This window comes from Candidatus Hydrogenedentota bacterium (assembly GCA_019637335.1).
Lineage (GTDB): Bacteria > Hydrogenedentota > Hydrogenedentia > Hydrogenedentales > JAEUWI01 > JAEUWI01.
In genome coordinates, this window is sequence record JAHBVV010000050.1 from 1 (window position 1) to 16,353 (window position 16,353).

Here is a 16,353-nt window from a genome sequence, read left to right on the forward strand (position 1 = left end):
AGAAGGGAGAAGGGAGAAGGACGCTTTGGGTCTTGTGGCTTGTCTTGCCGCGGAATGTTCGCGATCCTGGCGCCTTCGGCGCGTTGGCGAGGGTTGGGGGAACATGGCGATTTCCGGCTTCCGCGTGGCCGCGGCGGGTGTAATTGGCCCGGTTTTGTGTTAGACTTCCGCGCTATGACCGACCACAAGCCCGTTATTGTTCAATCCGACCGATCCATCCTGCTCGAGACCGATGGGCCCGCGTTTGCGGAGGCCCGGGACTGCCTGGCGGCGTTCGCGGAGCTCGTTAAGTCGCCGGAGCACATTCACACGTACCAGATCACGCCGCTTTCGCTGTGGAACGCGGCGGCGGCGGGGATGTCGGCGCGGGACGTGCTGGAGGGGCTGGACGCGTACAGCAAATATGACATTCCGCAGAACATCACGGCGGAGGTGGAGGAACAGATCGGGCGCTACGGGCGGCTGAAGCTGTACAAGGAGCCGGACACCGAGCAGCTGGTGATCGAATCCGAGGATTCCCTGCTGATCATGGAAATCCTCAACCAGAAATCGGTGCAGCCGTATGTGACGGGATCGCCGGACATGAAGCGCATCTTCGTGAAGCCGGCGGATCGGGGCAACGTGAAGTGCGCGCTGACGAAGCTGGGCTTTCCGGTGGAGGATCTGGCGGGCTACGCGGATGGCGCGCCGCTCGACGTGGAATTGCGGGAGGCCTGCCTCTCCGGGCGTTCGTTTGACCTGCGCAAGTACCAGCGGGAGTCCGTGGATGCGTTCTACGCGGGCGGTTCGAACCGGGGCGGGAGCGGGGTGGTGGTGTTGCCGTGCGGCGCGGGGAAGACGGTGGTGGCGATCGGCACGCTGGCGACGGTGAAGACGCACACGCTTATCCTGACGACGAACACGGTGGCGCTCCGGCAGTGGAAGAGCGAACTGATCGACAAGACCACGCTGACGGAAGACGAGATTGGCGAGTACAGCGGCGAGACCAAGACGATCAAACCGGTGACGCTGGCGACGTACCAGGTGCTGACGTACCGGAAGAGCAAGGACGGCCCGTTTCTCCATTTCGATCTGTTCGACAAGGGGCAGTGGGGCCTGGTGATCTACGACGAGGTGCACCTGTTGCCGGCGCCGGTGTTCCGCGCGACGGCCTCGTTGCAGGCCCGCCGCCGCCTGGGCCTGACGGCGACGCTGGTGCGGGAGGATGCGCGCGAGGATGATGTCTTCAGCCTGATCGGGCCGAAGAAGTATGACGTGCCGTGGAAGGTGCTGGAGAAGCAGGGCTGGATCGCGACGGCGATCTGCACGGAGATCCGCATTCGCCTGCCGGAGCATGAGCGGTACAACTACGCGATCTCGCCGAAGCGGACGAAGTTCCGGATCGCGTCGTGCAACCCGGAGAAGATCCGGATGTGCGAGTTGCTGATCAAGCGCCATGCAGACGACAACGTGCTGATCATCGGGCAGTATCTGGACCAGCTCAAGGAGTTGTCGAAGGAGTTTGACGCGCCCATTATTACGGGCAAGACGCCGAATGGCGAGCGGGAAAAACTGTATCAGGCGTTTCGCACGGGCGAGGTGAAGCTGCTGATCGTCTCGAAAGTGGCCAATTTCGCGATCGACCTGCCCGACGCGAATGTGGCGATCCAGGTGTCGGGGACCTTCGGCAGCCGCCAGGAGGAGGCGCAGCGGCTGGGTCGTATCCTGCGGCCGAAGAGCGACGAGAATGTGGTGGCGCGGTTCTACTCGCTGGTGTCGCGGGATACGTGCGACCAGGATTATTCGGTGAAGCGGCAGCTGTTTCTGACGGAGCAGGGGTATCGGTATGAGATCCGGACGGAGGAGCAGTTGACAGTTGATGGTTAGGCTGTAGGCTGTAGGCTTTAGGCTTTAGGACAGCAGGGACAGCAGGGACTACGGGTTCGGCAGGGAGGTTGCATGGCGGGACGGCGGCTAATCCAGATTGTGACGGGACCGAGCGGCAGCGATCGGGCGTCGCGGATCGATGAATTGCTTCGCGAGGCCGGCGATCGGGCGCGGTTGCTGGTTCCTTCGCGGATGCAGGCGCGGCAGCGGCGGGAACGTTTGCTGTCGGTTCCGGGGTGTCCGGGGGCCTGGGGGATGCCGGTGTGGTCGCTGACGGATTTTGCGTACGCGCTGCTTGATCGGGAGGGGGTGGTGGTGTCGCGGCTGGAGTCGACGTACCAGCGCACGCTGATCATGGCGCGGTGTCTGGAGGCACTTCGCAAAACGATGCCGGAGACGAAACTGGCGGATATTGAACCGACGCCGGGGCTCCTGCGGCACCTGATCGCGGCGATCAATGCGATCAAACAAGCGGCTATAGAACCGGAGGAGTTCGCCACGCGGATCGCCTCGGCAACGTGGCAGTCTCCCCTGGACGAGGGGGTGGCGGCGCTGTACCGGCTCTATCAGGAGGCGCTGCTTTCCAGTAACCTGTACGACGTGGCGGGGCTGTACTGGCGGGCGGATCTCGTGGCGCGGGCGTCGCGTCCGCGCCTGCTGGAGGGCGTGGATACCCTGCTGCTGGACGGCTTCGACGACTTTACGCCGTCCGAGTTTCGCCTGCTGGAATCGCTTTTGGGCCATGTGGCGCATGGGACGATCGGGCTGAATCTGGACAGCGCGCCGGACCGGCAGGACCGCTACGCGCTGCCGCTGAACACGCTGCGCCAGATCCAGGAGCGGTTTGACGGCGAGGTGATCGTTTGCGCGGCCCCGGAACCGCGAACCTACGCGGAGTTTGCGGCGCGCCACGTTTTCTGGCGTGACGAACCGCGGCTTCCGGAGGGACTTCGCGCGAATCTGGCGATTGTGCCGTGCAGCGACGCGATTCACGAGATTGAAACCATCGCGCGCCGGATCAAGCGCCTTATCGTGGACGAGGGGGCGACTCCGGGCGACATTGCGGTGATTTACTGGAGCGTCGAGGGCGTTGCGGCCGCGGTGCGGGGGACCTTTGACCGCTTCGGGATACCCTGCCAGATCCAGGAGGACCGACCGCTCTCCCAGACGGCGACGGGCCGGGCTATCCTGGGGATTACGCCGGGGCTGGGCGAATGGGGGCGGGAAGCCGTGATCGAGCTGTTGATGGCGCCGTGCCTGCGCGGGCTGCTCTGGGCGGAAACCGAGGGGGCGGGCGACACGGCGGGCGCGGTTCCCTTCTATTTTCGGCGGGCGCAGGTGCTCCGGGGCTACGACGACACCGTGTTCCGGCTGACGCGGCTGCGGGAACAGGCCCGGCGCAACGAGAGCCAGGACGCGCGGACCTTGCTTCACCGGCGTCCGGATGCGGTTGCGGAGATCGACGCGGTATTGCGCGCGCTGGAGCGGCTGCGGTTCCTGCCCGACCGCCTGCCCGCTGAAGGGAGCGCGCTGGAGCATGCGGCGGCCATTGACGGCTTGATCGACGCGTTCTCAGTTCCCGCGGACACGGCGCCGTTGGAGGCGGCCGCGGCGGCGGGCATCCGCGGGCTGCTGGAATTGCTCGCGGACGAGGGCGGGGATGCGGCGTGTTCGCGCGAGGACTTCTGCGCCCGGTTCGCGCGGGGGATGGAAGAGCTTACGTGCGCGGCGCCCGGGGAGCCCGGCGGGGTCAACGTGCTGCACGCGGACGGGGCGCGAAACCGGCGTTTTGCGCATGTGTTTGTCGCGGGCCTGATGGAGGGCCAGGCCCCGGCGGCCCCGGCGACCAACGCGGTGTACCCCGAGCATGATCGCGAGCGGCTCTTGGCGGTGGGGATCCCGCTGGAGACAAACCAGGACCACCACGCGCGCCAGCGCATGCTTTTCGGACATGTACTGGAATGCGCGGTGCACACGCTGACGCTCTCGTGGCCGCTGGCGCAGGATTCGGGGCGCGAGTCGGGGCCGAGCCCCTTCCTCACCGATGTGCGCGAGCTGTTTCCGGAGTCCGCCGGGGTGGTGGCGCCGTATCCGCGGGCGGACAGTTTCCTGCCCGAGTCCGAGGACATCGCGTCCGCGCACGACGCGGCCTGCCGGGCGCTGTACGACACGCCCGCGCTTGCGGCTGCGTTTGCGGACGAATGCGCGCCCTGCCAGGCGGGTGTCGCGGTGGAGGCGGAGCGGCATTCGGAGGCCGACTTCGGCGCCTACGACGCGGTGCTTCGGGATGCGGAACTGGCGGGCGCGATGGCGAAGCACTACGGCGTTCAACACGAGTTCAGCGTGGCCCAGCTTGAGACGTACCTGTCGTGCCCGTTCAGCTTCTACACCCAGCGCATCCTGCAACTGGACGACACCGAACCGCCGGATGGATCGGTGACGCCGCTGGAGCACGGCAGCCTGCTGCATGATGTGCTGGAGCGGTTCCATGGGCGCTTTGCGGGGCGGCATATCCGGGATATTGGCCTGGCCGAGGCGCTGGCGGCGATGGACGAGGCGCTGGAGGAATCCTTTACGCCCGAGCGTTGGAGCGCCTCGGCGGCCCCGCGCGCGGCGGTGGCGGCGGAGAAGTGCTTTGCGCGCGCGTGCCTCCGGCGCTATATCCGGGCGGAGTATGCGCTGGAGGAGGAGGCGGCGTGGAAGCCGATGTATTTCGAGACGGCCTTCGGGCGGGCCTGCCGTGACGAGGGGCCGCCGCCCAACACGCGCGCGAGTTTCGTGATGGAAACCGCGGCGGGGCCGGTGCGCTTTACCGGGAAGATCGACCGGATCGACTGTGACGGCGATCGCGCGCGGATCATCGACTATAAGTCGGGGCAGCCGCCCGCCGCGCGGGACATCGTGTTGGGGAACAACATCCAGCTTTCGGTATACGCGGAGGCGGTGGAGCGGCTCCTGCTTCCGGATCACGCGTGTGTCGAGGCGCGGTATCTCGCGGTGGGTCGCAACAAGCGGCAGGAGGCGCTGGGCGTCGACCGGTCGGACCGGGGCTGGCCCGACCGCAAGGCGAACATGGACGCCGCCATCAGCAGCGCGGTAGAGCATATACGGGAGGGCTACTTTCCGCCCATCCGCGCGGGGAAGTCGTGTTATGGCTGCGGCCACGCGCGCGCCTGCCGCCACGAGGAAGCGCGGATCGCGCGGAAACAGGGCGTATCCTTGCCCGATGAGGAGGAGAGCGATGTCGGTTGAGTGTATAGAGTTGACAGAGTGGACGCGTTGGACAGAGTGGACGGATCCGCCCGATGGGTCCTACGGTTCCTATAGCTCTCATCGGTCCATCCGCCCACCATCCACGAACTGTGACTCCAACCATCAACCGATAACCTATAACCTGTAACCACCAACTCCGCCATGAACTACACGCGAGAACAACAACAGGCCATAGAATCCGAGGCGCGGTATCTTTGTGTGGATGCCGGTGCGGGCTCGGGGAAGACCCGGGTGCTTGTGGATCGGGTTGCGCATTTGTTGCGCCAGGGGCGCGCGTCGCTGGAGGAGGTGGTGGCGATTACGTTTACGGAGAAGGCGGCGCTGGAAATGAAGGAGCGGCTCCGGAAGGCGTTCCGTCAGGCGGCTCCGCGCGATGACCCGGCGGCGTTCAGCTTCTGGCGGGACCTGGAGCGGCGCGTGGACACGGCGCAGATCACGACGATCCACGCATTCTGTTCGCGGATCCTGCGGGACAACGCGCTGTTTCTCGGGCTGGATCCGGATTTCGCCATGATATCGGACGCCGAGAACGCGATCATGATGGAGCGTTGTATCGACGAGGTGCTTCACGGGCTCATCGACCGGGAGGATCCGGGGGCGCTCCGGCTGGCGTCGGAGTTTTCGCTTCACCAGCTTCACGGGCTGTGTCACGAGCTGCTGATGGCGCGGGGGGTGGTGGATCGTATCCGGCGCGCCGGCGGGCTGGAGTCGCCGGAGGCGCTCCGGGCGACGTGGGCGGCGGCCGCGGAGGCGGAGCAGGCGCGCTTTGTGCGCGAGCTGGGCAAGAACGCTTCCGCCATCGCGCTCCAGCATGCACTGTTGCGGTACGAGGGCATCTGCGACGACCCGGAGGAGAACCGGGAGTTGTGGCGGCTGAACATGCTGGAGGGCCTGGCGGCGTTGCAGCGGGACGTGCCCCGGGATGAAGCCGAGGCGGCGCTGGCCCTGATTCTTGAGAAGCCTCCGGGCCGCGCCAATGGGAAGCGGTGGCCAGACCGGGACGCCTTCGACGCGCTGGGTAAGGACCTGACCAAGGTCAAGAAGTTCATCGAAACCGCCATTGAACTGAAGGAAATTGATCTGGATCTGCTGTCGCTTTCCGCGCAGCTCACCTTCGACCTGCTGGAGGTCGACGCGAAGGTGAACGGGGCGTTTGAGTCCGCCAAGCGCGCGGCGAGCCAGCTCGATTTCGACGATCTCATTCTGCTGGCGCTGCGGGTGCTCCGGGAGAACGAGGGGCTTCGCTCGCGGACGGCGGGGCGGATCAAGTACCTGCTGCTGGACGAATTTCAGGATACCGACGGACAGCAGCTGGAGATTGCGCGGCTGCTGCATGGGGAATCGCCCGGTCCCGCGCTGTTTATCGTGGGCGATCCGAAGCAGTCAATCTACTACTTTCGCGGCGCGGAGGTGGAGATATTCCGGGGCGAGCGCGAAGAGGCCGAGGAGCTGGTGGGATTGGACCGGAACTTCCGGTCGCTTCCCGGCGTGCTCGATTTCGCGAATGACTTCTTCGAGGAATCCAACCTGCTTTGCGCCGTGGAGCGTTACCGCCCGATGGCGGTGCAGCGCCCGGCGGACGCGCAGGCGCGCGTGGGGTTTGTGGTGAGCGCGGCGCCGGCGGATGTGGATCCGAAGAAGTGGGCGATGGAGGAATACCGCGCGGCGGAGGCCGGCCAGATTGCGGGGGAGATCGCGCGGCTGTGCGGGGGCGGCGCGGAGGCGATCGTGCACGATGAGCGCACGGGCGCGGCGCGGCCCGCGTCATATGGGGATATCGCCCTGCTATTCCGGAAGACGACGAGCATCGGGCTGTACGAGGAGGCGCTGCGCAAGGCGGGGATACCGTATGTGGTCGTGGCGGGCGCGGGTTTCTACGAGCGCCAGGAGGTGGTGGACGTCATTAATGTGTTGAAGGTGCTGGCCGATCCGTGGAACGAGCCGGCGCTTCTGGCTTACCTGCGGGGGCCGATTGTGGCGCTGCCGGACGATGACATCGTGCGGATCTGCAACCACGGCGCGCTGGCCGAGGCGCTGATCGGCGATGCGCTTCCCGAGGGGCTGGCGCATCCGGAGCGCCTCGATCGCGCGCGTTCGATCTACGCGCGGCTGTGCGCCGGGCTGGACGGCCCGCTCTCGGACCTGGTGGACCGCACGATCATCGAGACCGGGATCGAGCCCATACTTCTGGGGCAGTTCCTGGGCCTGCAGAAGGCCTCGAATGTACGGAAGCTGGCGGCGGTCGCGCGGGAGCAGGCGGGCCGCGGCAACCTGGGCCTGCGCGCATTTGTGAGCTACCTCGACGATGTCCGCACGCGCGACATCCGTGAGGGCGAGGCGGGACTGCAGCCGGATGGCGCGGGCGCGGTCACGCTGATGACGATCCACAAGTCCAAGGGGCTCGAATTCCCGGTGGTGTTTATTCCCGACGCGGCGGGCCCGCCCCGGGGGAGCAACGCGGGCGCACTGCATCTCCACCGGAAGCTTGGCCTGGCGCTGCGTCCCGCGGGCGAGGAGGTTGACCGCGCGGATACGCCATTGGGGCAGTGCATCAAACGGCGCATCAAGGAGGAGGAGGGCGCGGAGGGGGCGCGGGTGCTGTATGTGGCGCTGACGCGTGCGCGGGACCTGATCTACGTCTGCGGGAAGCCGAACGCGCGCGTGGGCACGTGGTGGCACACGTTTGACGCAATCTACGGGGTGAGCGACAAGGCCGACGGCGAGACCTTCGGCGGAAAGACGTGGACCGCGCGGGTGATCCGGGGGCTGGAGGCGGCGCCGCGCGCGAAACAGGCCGCTTCCGAGAGCGCGGAGATTGATATCGACGGGATCTTGCGCCGCGCGGCGCCGGTTGCGCTGCCGGGCCGCGCGCCCTCGGCCATGTCGATCACGCAGTTGCTGCACCGGCTGTTTGGGGAGGAGGGCGGCGACGATGGCGTCGAGGCGGAGGGCCTGGACGGGGCGGGCGTCGGATCGGATCACGATCCGGCGTATGCGATGGACCGGGGGACGCTGGTGCACCGTATGTTTGAATTGTGGGATTTCGCGGGCGGGCAGCCGCCGGATATTCCGGAGTTGGTGCGGTCGGCGCGGCTGGGATTGGGGCGCCGCGAACAACTCCGGGCGGACCTGGAGCGCATCCGCGATGGATTCGATGGGACGCCACTGCGCGAGCGCCTCGCGGGCGAGACCGGTCTTCTGCGCGAAGCGCCGTTCAGCCTGCGCATCGGCGGCGTGATTGTCAATGGCACGATCGATCTGCTGCTGCGGGATGGCACGATTATCGACTACAAGACCGGCAAGGTGAAGCCGGCCACGAGCGCGCGCTACGAGAAGCAGTTGCTCCTGTACGCAGCCGCCGTGCGCCAGCTGACCGGTGTGACGCCGGCGCGGGGGATGCTGGTGTATGTGGATTCCGGGCGTCTGGTGGAGGTGGAACTGGCCGCGGCGCGGGTGGATGCGGTATTGAGCGATGCGGAGGCTGTGCTGAAGGGGTGAGGCTTCAGGTGCGCATCGGGCTGCCGCTGGAATGGCACGGGCAAGGCCGTTTGGCCTTGACCGTGGCACACCGGGGGGGCTTGTGGTGGAGGGGGGTGAGAGAGGCGTATGCCCATCCCATGTGTTACAGTGTAGACAGATCATTGGCAGATGTTCGAGTTGACGTTTGGAGGCGCCGTTACATGAAGACGATCAGCATTCATCCACGTCTCGATGAGTTTCGGTTGCTGGAGGACGGCTGGCTGGAGGGCCATGGGGTCGCACCGCCGGCATCGGGCCTTGACTGGTTCGCGGAGGCCTTCGAACGCGGATACGCCGACGATCTGCCCGTGCCGTACTTGTATCCAACGGAGTCGGGCGGAGTACAGTTGGAATGGAGCATGTCTCCCTTTGAGGCATCGCTCGAGATCGATCTCGCGGAGCGGCGGGGGGAATGGCACTGTCTGAATATGGATACAGACGAGGTCGAGTTGCTTGAACTCGACTTGTGCGAAGCGTCTGGCTGGGGGCAGCTTGCAATGGCACTCCGGCGACTTGCCGGGGAAGGCGGATGACACCAGGGACGCTCCTCCACCGTCAAGTACATCCCGCGTGGATTCAGGAAGGCCGGATTGCATCAACGGGCGGGACGGCCATGTACGATTGCGCTGTTGGCGGGTAGCAGGCGTTGCCGCCACTGCGTGCACCGTTCCGGCTTTCAGAATCCTGTACGCTATTCCGCGCGCGCCACCTTCTGCTGCATGTCGGCCGACTTCTTGACGAGTTGGATCATCTCTTTGCGGTAGCCGCCTTCGTCGTCGCCGAGGCCTTCTTCGGCCCAGGCCTGGACCTGCCGGTAGCTCGTGTCGCCCTTGTATTCGGAATTGCGCAGGAGCATGCCGAAACTGGCCACGGCGGAAGCGAATCTGAAGTCGTTCGAGGCTTCGGCATACGCCGACACCGGGCGCGCGAAGGGGAATTCAAGCAGGCTGCTCGTGTCGTCGTCGGGCGCCTTGTAGCGCAGTTTGAGGAGGAACAACTCGTCCGATCCGGCCGCGGGCGTGGTGTCCGCGGCGGCCTGGTAGCGGAGGGGGTCTACGCCGGCCGCGGGGCTTTCCACGCCGGCGGGAACCAACTCGTACATCGCGGTCACCGTGTGGCCGGCGCCGATTTCGCCCGCGTCCACCTTATCATTGTTGAAGTCCTCCGGCTGCAGCATGCGGTTCTCGTAGCCGAGGAGGCGGTAGGCGGCAATGCGCTCGGGGTTGAACTCAACCTGGATCTTGACGTCCTTCGCGATGGTGTGGAGCGTGCCGGAGACCTGCTCCACCAGGACCTTTCGGGCCTCGTTCAGGCTGTCGATATAGGCGTAGGAGCCATTGCCCTTGTTGGCCAGCTTCTCCATCGTGCTGTCTTTGAGGTTGCCCGTGCCGAAGCCGAGCACCGTCAGAAAGATGCCCTCTTCCCGTTTTTCCTCGATAAGGTCCACCAATGCCGACTGGTTGGTGATGCCCACATTAAAGTCGCCGTCGGTCGCGAGGATGACGCGGTTGATCCCGTCCTGGATAAAGTTTTTACCCGCGACGCGGTAGGCGAGCTGGATGCCCTCGCCGCCATTGGTCGAGCCGCCGGCCTGGAGCTCATCCAGGGCCGCCACAATCTGCATCTTGTTGTCGCAGGTGGTGGAGGGCAGGGCGAGGCCCGAGGCCCCCGCATAGACCGCGATGGCGATGCGGTCCTGCTCGTTCATCTCCTCCACCAGCATGCGGAGCGAGCGCTGCACCAGCGGGAGCTTGTCCGGCATGTTCATCGAGCCGGAAACGTCCACGAGAAACACGAGATTTGCGGGTGGCCGCTGTTCGCGCGGAAACTCCTTGCCCTTCAATCCAATCCGCGCGAGGAGGTGATCGGGTTTCCACGGGCACGCCGCCACTTCCATATGGGTGGCGAAGGGCGCGTCATCGGCGGGCGGCGCGTAGTCATACCGGAAGTAATTCAGCATTTCCTCGATGCGCACGGCGCCGGCGGGGGGCGGCGACCCGTTGTTGAGGAATCGCCGCACATTGGAATACGACGCCGTGTCCACGTCGATGGAAAACGTGGAGAGGGGCTCCCGGGTCACGTGCTTGAAGCCGATCTCCTGGAGGTGGTCATAGGCCTCCGTATTGAATTCGGGGGCGTAGGCGGCTTCGAACGCGGTATCCGCCATCGGATACGGCGTAGGGACCGGCGAGAACGTGGCTTTGTGATAGTGGGCCCGAGCGCAGCCCGAAACGAGGGGAAGGGCCAGAAGGCCCGTCATTGCCGCAATGGCAAGTTGTCCGAAATGCGTGGATTGACGCTGCATGACTCTAGCCCATCCGTAGTTGTGGCGCTACGCGCCTGCCCGTACCCAGATTACACGCGCTGATTCCCTGCTACTACCATCCGCGCGGGACGGCAAACGTTCCCGAACGGCGACAGGCAGGCCCGCCCGCGGGTCCCCCCTGCGGGGCCCCGGCTCGAAAATGCAACGGGCAGCAGGCTGTGCAGCGTCCGACACCCCCATCAGTATACACCCAATCTATCACTTGCTTGAACGCTTTCATTCTGCGAGACTCTTGGCCATGCAGACGAACGCCGAATACATCGAGAACCGCCGCTGGCTTGTGGGCTTTGCGGCCTGCTTCGCCGCCGTCCACGCGCTGTATTTCATTGCGGGCGTTCGGTTTGATCGGGGTACGCTGGTGGAGGTGATGCATTTTCTGGATGCCGAATTGCTTCGGGATCGGCTTCTGGAGAGCGTGTGGTATCTGCATATCCAGCCGCCGCTATTGAATCTGTTCACGGGTCTGATCTTGAAGGTGACGCCGGAGAGCGCGCTGGTTTTTCACCTGATCTTTCTGGCCTGCGGGTTCCTGCTGTATTGGAACGTGTTCGTGTTGCAGGTGAAGCTCGGGGTGGGGCGGCCGCTTGCGGCGGCGCTTGCGACGGCATTTATGGCAAGCCCATCGTTCATCCTGTGGGAGCACTACTTGCTCTATACGATGCCCATTGCAGCGCTGCTGAGCGGGGCCGCGCTGTGTCTGCTGCATTATCTCGAAGGCCATGCGCCGCGTTGGCTGGCGGGGTATTTCGGGTGTGTTGTGGTGCTCTGCGGGATTGCGAGCATGTTTCACCTGGTGTATTTCCTGCTGGCGCTGGGCGGCGTACTTTTTTTCTCCCGCGCACGGTGGCGGCAGGTGCTGGCGGTTGCGCTGCTGCCGTTCTGCCTGGTGTTCGGCTTCTATCTCAAGAATTTCCTCGTTTTCGGTGAGTTCAATGTCTGCACGTTTGCGGAGAAGAACCTGTGGATCATGACGGCGGGCAACATGCCTTGGGACGAGAAGACGGCGTTGGTGGAGGCGGGGAAGTTGAGCGACTTGTCGCTGGTAAACCGCTGGGCGTCGCTGGACGCCTACCCGGATCGCTTCAAGCAGGTCCCGGATCATTTTGCCGGCATCCCAGCGCTTGCGGCGACACACAAAACGAACGGCAGCGTAAACTACAATCACTACGGCTACATCGCGAACTGCGACGTCTACGGCGCGGACGCGAAGTACGTGCTGCGCCATCATCCCTGGCATTTCGTGGTGGCGGCGGGGCAGTCCTGGTACCGCTACTTCAAGTCGAGCAGCGACCTGCCGGTGTCGCCGCAGAACCAGGACACGATGCGCCCCGCCATTGCGTTCTACGACTACGCCGTCTACGGCAAGTCGCCGGTTGACCTGTCAGGGTGGCTGCGGATTGTGGAGAAGACGGGGAGCCCGCCGTATTTTTTTCTGTTGCTGGGGCTGCCGCTGGTGTGGGGGTATGGGCTGTGGCGCGCGGCGCGGCCGGGGGCGCGTGGCTTTTCCACGCCGCAGCGGGCGGTGGTGCTGTTTCTGGCGCTGAACATCGCGTATGTGGCGCTTCTGGGGTGCAGTTTGGACTATCTGGAGACCGCGCGGTATCGGTTTACGACCGACGGGCTGTCCGTGGTGTTGCTCGGGGTGCTGCTGGGGCGGAAGTTGACAGTTGACAGTTGACAGTTGACAGTTGACAGTTGACAGTTGACAGTTGACAGTTGACAGTTGACAGTTGGCTGTAGGCTGTAGGCTGTAGGCTGTAGGCTGTAGGCTGTAGGCTGTAGGGTGGGTTTGGGGTTTGGGGTTTGGGGTTTGGGGTTTGGGGTTTGGGGTTTGGGGTTGGTTTGGTGGTTGGTGGTATACTGAAGGGTAAAGGCCGCGTATGTTTTGGTTGTTGCGGCGTGTGACGGTAGTCGATGAGAAGGGATGCGTTAGATGCCTCTTTTTGCGTTTACGTGCGCTTCCTGCGGGACGACGAGCGAGTTGCTGGTGCGGGGGAGCGAGACGCCGGCCTGTCCGGCTTGTGAGTCGACGGATCTTGAGAAGGAATTGAGCCGTTTTTCGCCGATGGACGCGCGCTCGCCGGAGCCGGTGGGTTGCGGCGCGGCGCAGTGCTGCCGGATGCAGGGCGGCGGGTGCATGAACTGACGGGGCGGGGCTTCGGAAGCGAAGGGCCGCGCCCCGGACGGGGAGCCATGGAACAGCCACCGGAACACCCGAGACCCGTGCGCACGTTGCGCCAGCACGTATGGCGGGGCGCGTGCGCCGTTCATCGGCGGCGTCCGGCGAGTTTCTACATGCTCTTGTCGATTCCGGTGGTGCTGATCCTGGCGGTGAGTTTTTTCGAGACGCGGGATGACCCCTACCGGCTTGCGTTCGGGCTCTCGGTGCTGTTTGTGTTTCTCGGGGTGGTTTTGATCCGGGCGTTTCTGGATATTTCGGCGCTGACGCGGCAGCATCTGGCGGAGCGCCGCCAGAATTTCAAGGAAACGATCGGGGACGAGTCGTTCCTGGAGGGGCTTCGGGGCAGCGGGGAGGACGACGGGGGGGCGGCGGATTCCGGCGAGGGGTAGTGTGGAGGGGGTGGGCATCTCGTCTTTTTGTAAGCTATTGGCGGAATGAAGTTGGCTTGACCTCTCTACGACATAAACCCTCGTCGCGACGGAAAGGCGAACCAATGAGAGCGCGGTTGACCCGCCCGCACCGCACCGAAGGCGCGAATTTACTTAATGGTGGTAGCCCGGGTCCAATCGTCTCCCCAATCAATTGTGCCGATTTTGCAAACACGCCATGCACCTCCGGTGCATTGCAGGCGGGGACGCCTGCGCTCCCAGCCTTGCGCACGCTCGTTGTAGTATCTCGGCATGACGATAAAGAGCTGGCCTTACTTTCGTTTGCAAAGTGCTACACGTCTTTTTATATGCGTTCACATCGGTTTACAGTTTGGTTCCTGCTCGGCTGCGGGCCGTGGCTGCGCTGTGTTACACTTTCTTCAGTTCCCTGACTGAGCAGCCCTCCGGAATTGTGTCCAGCATGTTGTCTTCTCCCCGCCGCATTCTTGTGTTTCTTCCCAACTGGCTTGGGGATGTGGTGATGTGCACGCCGGCGTTGCGGGCGTTGAAGCGGCGCTATCCGGATGCGGTGGTGACGGCGGCGGGCAAGGCGTCGTGTTGCGCGGTTTTGGACGGGTTTTCGTGGGTTGATGCGCTTATTTCGATTCCCGAGCGACCGGGCGTTCTGCAATCGATGGCGCTTCGCAAGGCCTTGCGGGCGCTGGCGCCCGAGTTGGCGGTGGTCTTTCCGCACAGCTTCCGGGCCGCGTGGCTTGCGTGGCTTTCGGGCGCGCGGCGGCGGGTTGGGTTGGACCGGGGCGGGCGGCGCTTCCTGTTGACCGAGGCCGTGCCGCGCCATCGGGAGGGGGGGCGGCCGGCGCCACGCTATACGGCGCTCGAATATCTGGAAGTGGCGGAGGCGGCGGGCGCGACGCGGGACGGTGCGGGACTGGAGCTGGCCGCGGATCCCGGGGAGGTGGATGCGGTGCGGGCGGGTCTCGAACCGGGGCGGCCCGTGGTGTGCATTGCCCCGGGGGCGGCGTTTGGCCCGAGCAAGCGGTGGCTTCCCGAGCGGTTTGCGGCGGTGGCGGACGCGCTGCACCGGTCGCACGGGGCGCAGTGCGTGCTGCTGACGGGTCCAGGCGAGGAGGATACGCGCGCGGCGGTACTGGCGGCTGCGGAGACGCCTCTGATCGCATCTTCTGGCGGTATTGGCCGGTTGAAGGCGAGCATCGCGGCGTGCGACCTGTTGATTGGCAACGACAGCGGCCCGCGCCACATTGCGATCGCCTTCGGCAAGCCGGTGGTCTGTATTATGGGTTCGACGAGCCCGGCGTACACGGAGAGCCCGTGGGAGCGCGGGGAAGTGGTCCGGATTGACGTGGACTGCGGGCCGTGCCAGAAGCCGGTCTGTGTTACGGATCACCGTTGTATGACGGGGATTGGCGTGGAGCGTGTGGTTTCGGCGGCGGCGCGCTTTCTCCGGCCCTGAGGGTTTTTGTATCCCCGCGTTCGCGCGGGCACAATAGGTCGCCCATTCTGGAGGTATGGTACTTGGAGCAGGAACGCAGGCAATACATACGGCGCGCGGCGGACCGCGAAATGCGCGGGGAATTGCAGCAGCTTCGCCAGGCTGCCGGCGACGGGGGCGCGGCCGAACAGCGGCGGCGCCTGCGGCGCGCGATCCGGCACACGTGCAGCGTGCGCATTGCGGTCCAGGTGGGGGCGCGTATCGGCGGCGGAAATGCGTGGAGCGTTACGGATCATCCGATACCGGGACGGTTGCTCGATCTGAGCGCGGAGGGGTGCCAGCTGTTCACGCGGAACGCGCTCGATATCGATACCCAACTGAGCCTGGCGATTACGCTGCAGACGGGGGAGGAGATTCGAGCGGCGGGCGTGGTACGCTGGACGAAGGGGGTACCGGAGAAGAAGGGCTTCGCGCTTGGCGTGGCCTTTACGCGCGCCGAAGCCGACGCCCAAACGCGGATACAGGCGTTTCTGGACTATCTTGACCGAACGGGCGGCCTATGACGGGCCCAGCAGCGAGGTTTCCGATATGAAGACGATCTACGCCGTAACGATGTGGTCGGGCGGGATGCCGGCGAAGAAGTGGCAGACCCTGGAGAAGCCGGAGTTGTTGCCCCAGGGCACGGGGATCCGGTTTGTCAGCCGAGAGACCAAGTTGACCGTCGAGGTGATCGGCAGCGTGTCGGTGGAAGAGTTTCAATCCGGCAAGGACGAGATTGAGGCGATCCGCGACCGTTTTGAGGACGAAGAGCCCGGCGCGCCGCGTCCTTCGCGGCCGCGCGAGGATGGGAACGCCATCGACCGGCTGTTCTGAGGGGGAACGAGCGCCCGGTAAAAAGGGGGCGCAGTTTTGAGATTGCCGCTAAATTACGAGCGCTATGAAGCGGGCCTTCAGCCCTCAACGTCTATTGGAACCCTATACCTGGGGCGGTGGCCCATAAGCGCTAACTTGTTTTATGGAAAATATTGTTCGGTCTGGGCGCGCCGCTTGCGCGGCCGCTCGGTCAGGGCGTGCGCGATCTCGCCCCAGCGCTCGATTGTATCACGCAGTGACAGGCCCGGTTCGATTGCGTACCTGACCCGATGGAACGCGTATGAAAATTCACGCCACCGACTCCTGGGGCGGTTGCGTGACGATTTCGTAGCCCCAGGGGGAAATAGACGCCGCATGGCTTATGAGTTTTTCGGTAATCAATGCGATGAACAGTTTGCCGTAGAGCCATGCCTCGGCGCTTTCATCGTCGTGCTTGGGCAGATGCCCCAGTTTGGCGATCTGCTTGAAGCGCTTA

At 64.8% G+C, this 16,353-nt stretch carries 12 protein-coding genes; 10 read left to right on the forward strand and 2 right to left on the reverse strand.

Annotation, left to right across the window (positions count from 1 at the left end; translation table 11 throughout):
• Window positions 1-174 precede the first annotated feature (174 nt).
• The 4 genes from KF886_26630 to KF886_26645 all read left to right on the forward strand — a co-directional run bounded on the left by KF886_26630 (window position 175) and on the right by KF886_26645 (window position 9,191).
• The gene (locus tag KF886_26630; GenBank protein MBX3180940.1) at window positions 175-1,866 is read left to right on the forward strand and encodes a DEAD/DEAH box helicase; all 1,692 of its coding nucleotides are present in this window, start codon (window positions 175-177) and stop codon (window positions 1,864-1,866) included.
• A 72-nt stretch (window positions 1,867-1,938) separates the two neighbouring features.
• A complete protein-coding gene (locus tag KF886_26635) occupies window positions 1,939-5,118 on the forward strand; it encodes a PD-(D/E)XK nuclease family protein (protein MBX3180941.1) in 3,180 nt (1,059 codons plus the stop codon).
• A gap of 162 nt (window positions 5,119-5,280) precedes the next feature.
• Entirely contained in the window at window positions 5,281-8,637 is a 3,357-nt protein-coding gene (locus KF886_26640) for a UvrD-helicase domain-containing protein (GenBank protein MBX3180942.1), read from the forward strand.
• Window positions 8,638-8,819: 182 nt separating this feature from the next.
• Window positions 8,820-9,191 carry a hypothetical protein gene (locus tag KF886_26645; GenBank protein MBX3180943.1) on the forward strand — a complete coding sequence of 124 codons (372 nt, stop codon included), beginning with the start codon at window positions 8,820-8,822 and terminating at the stop codon, window positions 9,189-9,191.
• 158 nt (window positions 9,192-9,349) lie between these two features.
• Here KF886_26645 and KF886_26650 read toward each other — a convergent pair whose 3' ends face one another.
• Entirely contained in the window at window positions 9,350-10,963 is a 1,614-nt protein-coding gene (locus KF886_26650; GenBank protein ID MBX3180944.1) for a VWA domain-containing protein, read from the reverse strand.
• Between the two features lie 259 nt (window positions 10,964-11,222).
• Here KF886_26650 and KF886_26655 point away from each other — a divergent pair, with 259 nt between their 5' ends.
• From KF886_26655 to KF886_26680, 6 genes are all read left to right on the forward strand, one after another.
• Window positions 11,223-12,662: a hypothetical protein gene (locus KF886_26655; protein ID MBX3180945.1), complete on the forward strand. Its 1,440-nt coding sequence runs from the start codon at window positions 11,223-11,225 to the stop codon at window positions 12,660-12,662.
• 255 nt (window positions 12,663-12,917) lie between these two features.
• Window positions 12,918-13,130 carry a zinc ribbon domain-containing protein gene (locus KF886_26660; protein ID MBX3180946.1) on the forward strand — a complete coding sequence of 71 codons (213 nt, stop codon included), beginning with the start codon at window positions 12,918-12,920 and terminating at the stop codon, window positions 13,128-13,130.
• Between the two features lie 149 nt (window positions 13,131-13,279).
• Window positions 13,280-13,555: a hypothetical protein gene (locus tag KF886_26665; protein ID MBX3180947.1), complete on the forward strand. Its 276-nt coding sequence runs from the start codon at window positions 13,280-13,282 to the stop codon at window positions 13,553-13,555.
• Window positions 13,556-14,015: 460 nt separating this feature from the next.
• On the forward strand, window positions 14,016-15,026 hold the full coding sequence (gene waaF / locus KF886_26670; GenBank protein ID MBX3180948.1) for a lipopolysaccharide heptosyltransferase II: 1,011 nt from the start codon (window positions 14,016-14,018) through the stop codon (window positions 15,024-15,026).
• 62 nt (window positions 15,027-15,088) lie between these two features.
• Window positions 15,089-15,568, forward strand: a complete 480-nt coding sequence (locus tag KF886_26675) for a PilZ domain-containing protein (protein MBX3180949.1) — start codon at window positions 15,089-15,091, stop codon at window positions 15,566-15,568.
• 25 nt (window positions 15,569-15,593) lie between these two features.
• A complete protein-coding gene (locus KF886_26680) occupies window positions 15,594-15,878 on the forward strand; it encodes a hypothetical protein (GenBank protein ID MBX3180950.1) in 285 nt (94 codons plus the stop codon).
• Window positions 15,879-16,166: 288 nt separating this feature from the next.
• On the opposite strand, the gene KF886_26685 is transcribed toward KF886_26680, so the two are convergent.
• Window positions 16,167-16,353 (reverse strand): hypothetical protein (locus tag KF886_26685; GenBank protein MBX3180951.1); only part of this gene is annotated, 187 nt, incomplete at its 5' end.